Below are 1,007 nucleotides of genomic sequence, written 5' to 3'. Positions count from 1 at the left end.
GGACGCCACCGCGGACATCGCGATGCTCCTGATCCTCGGGGTGACCCGCCGCGTCCACGAGGGCGAGCGGATGGTGCGCGAGGGGCGCTTCCACGGCTGGGCGCCGGACCTGCTCGTGGGCCGGGACGTGCGCGGCGCGACCCTGGGCCTGGCCGGTTTCGGGCGGATCGGCAAGGCGGTGGCCGAGCGTGCGCTCGTCTTCGGCATGGACGTCGTGTTCGCGCCGCGGCCGCCCGCGCACCGGGAGGTCGCGGCCGCGGAGCTCGGCGACCTCGCCGGCCGCGTCCGTCAGGTCCGCTGGGAGGAGCTCGTCGAGGTCGCGGACGTCCTGTCCCTCCACGTGCCCCTGACGGACGAGACCCACCACCTCGTGGATGCGGACGTGATCGCGGAGATGAAGGACGACGCCGTCCTCGTCAACACGGCCCGCGGGCCCGTGGTGGACGAGGCGGCCCTCGTCGCCGCCCTGCGCGAGGGGCGGCTCTTCGGCGCGGGTCTGGACGTCTACGAGGACGAGCCCGCCCTCGCCCCGGGCCTGGCCGAGCTGGAGAACGTGATGCTCCTGCCGCACCTGGGCTCCGCCACCCGGGACACCCGCGCCGCGATGGCCGAGCTGGCCGCGCGCAACGCGATCGCCATGGCCACGGGCGCGGAGGTCCCGGCCCTCGTCAACCCCGAGGTGCGCGGCTGACCGGCGGGGCGCCGTCGGTAGACTCGGGGACCGTGACCACCGAGAACTCCGCCTCCGCCGCCGTCGACCACCACGATCAGCAGGCCGTCCGCGCCGCCAAGCGTGAGCAGCTGCTCGCCTCGGGCCGCGAGGCCTACCCCGTGCAGGTGCCGCGCACCCACGCGCTGGCCGAGGTGCGTGAGCGGTTCGACGGCCACGAGCCCGACTGGGCCTCGGGCGAGACCGTGTCGGTGACCGGGCGCGTCGTCTTCCTCCGCAACACCGGCAAGCTCCGCTTCGCACCCCCGCAGGAGGCCGGCGTGGACGGGGAGGCCGT

Annotated in this window: 1 protein-coding gene and 1 pseudogene; both read left to right on the top strand. The window is 75.6% G+C overall.

Going from position 1 to position 1,007, the window contains the following annotated elements:
- Nucleotides 1-691, top strand: a 691-nt coding sequence (locus tag ACFWJO_RS41110) for an NAD(P)-dependent oxidoreductase (protein ID WP_386873538.1), incomplete at its 5' end; no start/stop codon positions are given.
- A gap of 32 nt (nt 692-723) precedes the next feature.
- Nucleotides 724-1,007: pseudogene (locus ACFWJO_RS41105) on the top strand (hypothetical protein); the annotation flags it as partial.

The organism is Streptomyces sp. NPDC127092 (assembly GCF_042722475.1).
GTDB lineage: Bacteria > Actinomycetota > Actinomycetes > Streptomycetales > Streptomycetaceae > Streptomyces.
Note: the sequence above shows the minus strand (reverse complement) of the source record. Positions and strands in the feature narration are given on the sequence as shown.